Genomic DNA, 6,408 nt, shown 5'->3' on the forward strand with positions numbered 1-6,408 from the left:
ATTAAACTTTGATAAGTTGCAATTTAAGCACGGACGGGAAGTCCGCGCCTGCGGTTTCCGGGATTCACCTACCAGGTTTTCTTTTAACCTTTCAGGTGTAAAAAAGACAAATCAGCAGAAGTAAAAGATGCCTTAAAGTTCCATCATCAGAAAGTCTCTCAGGTTTAAATGTTTAATTCCCTCGTGATTACCTGTTGCATATTCATCGAGCGTTACAACATATTTAGGGTGATTGTCCCGGATCAGCAAAAGATTCCCGAATTCCCGTTCAAAGGTTTTCGGTTCGGAAACAGATAGGGCCACCTGAATATAGATTACTGAATCGCCTTTCCATCCTATAAAATCAATTTCGCGGTCGCCGAGTTTGCCGACAAATACCTGGTATTCATTATTGAGTAAGTGTTTAAATACAAGATTTTCGATGTATTTATTGGTTTCTTTCGGGTTATAAGGCCGGAGCGTGTGACGCAAACCAAGATCTTCAAAGTAATACTTGTCATTTATTTCAAATATTTTATGTCCATTGATATCGTAACGCTTTAACCGGTGAACCAGGTATGAGGACTCAAGAAAATGGAGGTAATCGAGTATGGTAACGGTTGACACATTAAGCTTCTGTGATTTCAGGTATTCATTGATCCGGTTTGCTGAAAGCAGGCTTCCAGTGTTGTCTGCAACATAAACCATCAGGTTGTGAAGGAATGTAAAATTCCTCACATTGAACCGCTGTACTATGTCTTTATAAAGGATGGTGTTCAAAACATTGCGAAGATATTCCTGCCTTACCAGGTCGTTGTCTTCAAGATGAACCAGAAAAGGCATTCCCCCTTGAACCATGTATTTGGTGAGCGAAGAAACAGACTTATCGAGTTGGTGAAACCGGAGAAATTCGCTGAAAGACAAGGTATGAACATTGATTTCTATATACCTGCCGGATAACAGTGTGGCCAGTTCTCCGGACAACATTGTGGCATTGCTGCCTGTACAGTAAATATCATAATCTCCTGCGGCAAGTAATCCCCTGAGACTTTTTTCAAATAGGAATATTTCCTGAATCTCATCTATAAATACAAATGCTTTTTTTCCCTCCTGATGCTGACTTTTGATAAATGACCATAGGGTTTCATCATCTTTAATAAAGTTAAAATCAGGAAGTTCTTTGTTAATATAAATCGAATTACTGTCAGGATAATTTTTACGGATGTAATCGATGGTTTGCAGCAAAAGATAGCTTTTCCCTGATCTGCGCTGACCGGTGAAAACCTTTATAACCGGTTTATTGATAAAGGGAACAACCTTAGTCAGATAGGCCGGACGTGAAATATAACTTTGCAGATCCATATTATCAGTATGTTAAATGAATATACAAAGATACCATTTAATTTTCATCATGATATATAAATGCATGATCTTGTTTGATTATTTTCAACATGATAAAAATAAATTTTCAGGATCCACCTAACAGGTTTTTTTCTAACCTGTTAGGTGTGAAAAAGACGATTAAACTTTGATAAGATACACTTTAAGCACGGACGGGACGTCCGCGCCTGCGGTGAGGGGGAGAAAGGGGACAAGGATCCACCTAACAGGTTTTCTTCTAACCTGTTAGGTGTGAAAAAGACGATTAAACTTTGATGAGTTGCAATTTAAGCACGGACGGGACATCCGTGCCTTCCGTTGTTTTGGACCGGGAGCGATCAAAAAGGGAAGCATTCGCCCCGATCATAATCCGCTAGCTATACTGCAACACTTCAATTTCGCCTTTCATCACGCCAATGGCATTCATCGCCAGAGCGTCCACTTCATTTTCATCGGGATACAACGCGATGGGGGCGATTTTCTCAATCTTGCGGCTGAGGTCACGGGTAAAGTTGCTGTTGTTGAACAACTCTCCCGACAGTATGATGGCATCGGGTTTGCCATCAAGCACCGTGCACATGCCACCGATCTCCTTCGCAAGCTGGTAAGCCATGGCATACATGATGAAAGCCGCTTTTTCGTCGCCTTCGGCAATGCGCTTTTCGATGGTGGTAAGACTTGTAGTGCCGAGGTATCCGTAAAGGCCGCCCTTAGCGGTGATCATTTCCATAACCTCCTTTTCGGAATATTTGCCCGAGAAGCAGAGTTTTACCAGATCGCCTGCAGGCAGGGTTCCGGCACGTTCAATGGAGAAGGGGCCGTCGCCGTCGAAAGCCTGATTGGTATCCACCACTTTTCCGTTTTTGTGCGCGCCCACCGAAATGCCGCCGCCTCCTGCATGTACCACCAGCAATCCCAGTTCGTCGTATTTCCGGTTGATGGATTTGGCATACTTACGGGCAACCACTTTCTGGTTCAGGGCATGGAATATTGATTTCCGTTCAAACAAAGGATGTCCCGAAATACGGGCAACCTCTTCGAGCTCATCCACCACCACCGGATCGGCGATGATGGCCTTCGCGTTGTTTAATGCGGCGATATCGGCGGCAATGATACCCCCCAGGTTGGTGGCATGCATGCCCATCACCCCTTTCAGCAGGTCCTCGCGCATCCTGTCATTGACCTCGTAAACCCCCGATTTTACCGGTTTGACCAGCCCGCCCCGCGCGATCACGATTTTCAGCTTGTTGATGTTGATGTCGTTGTCCTTCAGCTCCTGCAGTATGGCATTTTTCCGCATCTCGAGCTGCCCGGGAATGGTTCCGCAGGCCGCAATCTGCTCGTCGGTGTATTTGATGGTCTTCAGGAAACAAAGTTTGGAATCTTTGTAAACCGCGATTTTCGAAGAAGTGTTCTTGGGATTGATAACCAGGATAATGCCAAGTGTCATAACGGTCGTATTTGTTGATTTCAGGTGTAAAGTTAGCGAAGTTTGTTAACAAAAACAGCCGTTGGCGCGCTTTGTTTAACAATTAACCGTGGTAATTTATTTGAAAGAAACTTCCAACAGAGAAAACAGAACCATTTCGTTATTAAATGTGCTGAAATTTACTTTGAGACTTTACCTTAAGAAAGATGCCACAAAAGCACAAAAACACAAAGAATATTTTTTTGCATGTCTGGATCTTTCTGTACTTTCTGATCATGCAAAAAATGGAGAAAACATTGAATGGTCCTGAAGTCAGGGTAATGAGCGAAGGTTAGCTGACTACGAAAAGCTGAATGGATTCAACCTCCGGTTTATGATAGAATGTAACTCTATATTCGTTTGATTTCAGGCATGCCACAAACGGAATGGGCCAGCCTGACCATTCTTATACTTTGAGATTTGGAAGTGTATAATATTCAATTGCAGGCCCGAAACATCAGGTGTTAATTAAAACCGGCTCAGCAGCGCGGTAATCTGCTCAAGAGAAGCGGCATCGGTCTCATCAAAGGAGTTCAGTTCTTTGCTGTCGACATCCAGCACAGCGGTAATCCTGCCATTCGCATCCCTCACGGGCACAACGATTTCGCTTAGCGAGCGGGAGTCGCAGGCGATATGGCCGGGAAACTTATGCACATCGGGCACCACCAGCGTCTGATTCTGCTCCGCGGCAGCCAGGCAGACGCCCCTGCCCTCAAGCACCTGGCAGGCCGCCGGACCCTGGTACGGACCCACAATCAGCCGCTGTCCATCCACCCGGTAAAACCCGCACCAGAAGAAGTATTCCATTTTATGATAAAGCACCGCGGCAATGGTCGCCATGGCCGCCGTCTGGTCGGGACTTTTCTGAAGCAGTTGTTCTATCTGGGTAAAGAGGCGCTGGTAGCGGCCTTCTTTTTTCTCTTTGTCCATTTGGAAAGCTGTTTGTTGTATTAAATACTGAAAACAGTAAGACCTGTTTTTGGTTTGCCAAAATTATTGTTTTTCCGGTTTATGCCGACACCATCATACTCAATTGGTATCGATTGGCATGCTTGATGAAAAACACGGTAAACTTCAATCAGATCAATGAAATTTCCTTACTTTTACCCCTCCAAATCCACCGGGAATGTAGATAATAATCATTGATATCAAAGCGGGAGGGCTTATGATTGAAACCATCACAACAGGGACCGTTAAGTGGCACCATATACTTGACCCTTCCGACCAGGACCTGCAGTTCCTGAAGGACAATTTTCACTTTCATCCCCTCGATATCGAGGATTGCCGCAGCAAGACCAACCAGCGCCCCAAAATCGACATTTACGACGATTATTACTTCCTGATTCTTCATTTCCCCTATTTCGACCGCTGGAACCGTTTTCTGAAGGTAAAAGAGGTGAAAATTTTCTGGGGAAAGGATTACATCATCACCATCGGAAAGTCGCACTGGGTAGTGAAAAACCTCTTCAACAGCGGACGCGAACCCGACGATACCTACCAGGTGCGGCAGGTGACCACCAGCGATGCGCTGCTCTATAAAATCCTCGAACACCTGATGCTGGAGTCGCTCTCTTTGCTGAGCAAGCTGGGGGTGGAAGTGGAGCTGATCAACCGGGACCTTTTCAACAAGAAAGCCGAACGCACCATCGAACGGATTTCGCTGACCCGGAAAAACATTATCCTGGTAAACACGGTATTCAAGCCACAGCTGAGGCTGTTCCACAAGTTTGAGTCGGGCGATATCGCCGGATTTGCAGAGGATATGGAAGATTACTGGGGCAATATCCTCGATTATTACCAGAAGATGTGGGATATGACGGAAGACTACCAGGAGATTGTGGAAGGACTGTCAAAGACCTTTGATTCGCTGCAGACCAACCGCACCAACGAAATTATGAAGGTGCTCACCCTGATCTCGTCCATACTGCTGCCCCTGACGTTTATCGCCAGCCTCTACGGCATGAATGTGGGACTGCCCTTTCAGAATGACCCTAACTCATTCTGGCTGCTGATGATTTTTATGGTGTTGCTGGCAGGATCTATGATCTTCCTCTTCAAGCGGAAGCGGTGGATGTAAGCCTGATGATTTAATCATGCCATTTTATTTTCACGCTGAAAAAACGGTTGCACACTTGCTCCGCATAAAGATAACCATGAATGTGGTTCCGCATGATTAGCCGGAAAGATGAACGGGTGTTGCTTTTAATTGAATATTTTTTGGACCTTAAATCAGGATTATTCATCGCCTTGTGATGGCAAACCCGGAATTTTTCAAATCAGATACAACCCTCTTTATACCAGGCGGGGTCTTTTGATTTTTTGAAAAATTACGCAGATCAGGGTTTATTTAGATTATTATCCCTGTAAATGGAGATTTTTACCGGGGATTAACCGGGTTTTTGATTATATAGCACAGAAAAACAGGAGTCTAACCTTGTTGCCGGCTATACTTTGATCGAAGTTTTCTGATTTTTATTGATGCATTAATGAAAGAAAGATTTGTATTTAATATCTGTATGTACTTTAAAATGAGTTTATTATAAGTTATTAACAATTTTTGAGGGATTCTTGCTGGTGTAATTTATCCGGGAGGAAGAGTAATTGTTGCTTACTTTTGGATTGCATTGCTTCGATATTCTGCAAAATATTAATTGTCAATCAGATATAATATTCAATGACATAATTGAAAACAAGACCGAAGCGACAATCTAATTTAGAATCGAAATAAATAACTATATCAAGAGCAGCATAGTTATTTTAGCTTCATATTAAATCACCTAAGCCGGTCAGTATCGGATTATATTCAGATAAAGCTATGTATATCATTGCCTTAGAAGGCAGTACTGTCTCAGGTATCTTTTTAAGGTAACATTGTGGCAAATTTTTTAATGGTTTGTAATATAGTGAATTAAATAGCTTAGAGAAGCCATTAAGCAGGCAGGTAAATTTTTTTACATATTTATGGAAATATGTTTTAAACTGGATCTGTTGTTTACATACTTGCTACTTCGGCTCTATAATAGTAAGAACCAAAATTTAATTTCTTAACAACCAGATAAACAGTGATATAAGAATTCAGGATTTGAAAAAGTGAATATTTGATTGTTTTACCGTTAAGGGGGAAAAGGGAGAAAATGGAGTTGTTTTAGTCCTTATCAACAATTTAGTGTTTAAAAGTTACAAAATGTGTAAAAAAATATAAATACCTGACACAATATCTTTACAAAAATTGCCATCAATCAGTTGAGTAAATGTTAAGACTCGACTATCGGATGAGTAAAATAGGGATATTAAATCATTGGCTTCATCAAAACAGGGATTTTGATTTTGTCTGTAAACAATATAATGAACTTTGCTGACGGAAAGTTATAACAGAGTTATAATAAAGGTATGTAAACCAGACAGTTTACATACCTTTATTTTTGTAAACCACTAACTGTCTAACAGATAGATAATTAGTGAAATTTTGGATCCGGGTAACACAAAACACTATGGCGATAAAATTACATTCAGTGAACAGGTGGAAGAATTATGCAGCAGTTGACATTCGCGCTTTAACTGCTCTTTCTGTTTTGGTAATT

4 protein-coding genes are annotated in these 6,408 nt (G+C 42.2%); 1 reads left to right on the top strand and 3 read right to left on the bottom strand.

Annotated elements, in window-relative coordinates:
* Positions 1 to 132 precede the first annotated feature (132 nt).
* The 3 genes from TBC1_RS11810 to TBC1_RS11825 all read right to left on the bottom strand — a co-directional run bounded on the left by TBC1_RS11810 (position 133) and on the right by TBC1_RS11825 (position 3,757).
* Positions 133 to 1,341, bottom strand: coding sequence for an ATP-binding protein (locus TBC1_RS11810; protein ID WP_082189577.1), 1,209 nt, complete (start codon positions 1,339 to 1,341; stop codon positions 133 to 135).
* Positions 1,342 to 1,732: 391 nt separating this feature from the next.
* Complete coding sequence (buk, locus tag TBC1_RS11815) at positions 1,733 to 2,809, bottom strand: butyrate kinase (RefSeq protein WP_062042572.1); 1,077 nt, start codon at positions 2,807 to 2,809, stop codon at positions 1,733 to 1,735.
* A 486-nt stretch (positions 2,810 to 3,295) separates the two neighbouring features.
* Positions 3,296 to 3,757, bottom strand: coding sequence for a GAF domain-containing protein (locus tag TBC1_RS11825; protein WP_062042578.1), 462 nt, complete (start codon positions 3,755 to 3,757; stop codon positions 3,296 to 3,298).
* Between the two features lie 235 nt (positions 3,758 to 3,992).
* Here TBC1_RS11825 and TBC1_RS11830 point away from each other — a divergent pair, with 235 nt between their 5' ends.
* Entirely contained in the window at positions 3,993 to 4,904 is a 912-nt protein-coding gene (locus TBC1_RS11830) for a magnesium transporter CorA family protein (protein WP_062042581.1), read from the top strand.
* Positions 4,905 to 6,408 lie beyond the last annotated feature (1,504 nt).

This window comes from Lentimicrobium saccharophilum (genome assembly GCF_001192835.1).
GTDB lineage: Bacteria > Bacteroidota > Bacteroidia > Bacteroidales > Lentimicrobiaceae > Lentimicrobium > Lentimicrobium saccharophilum.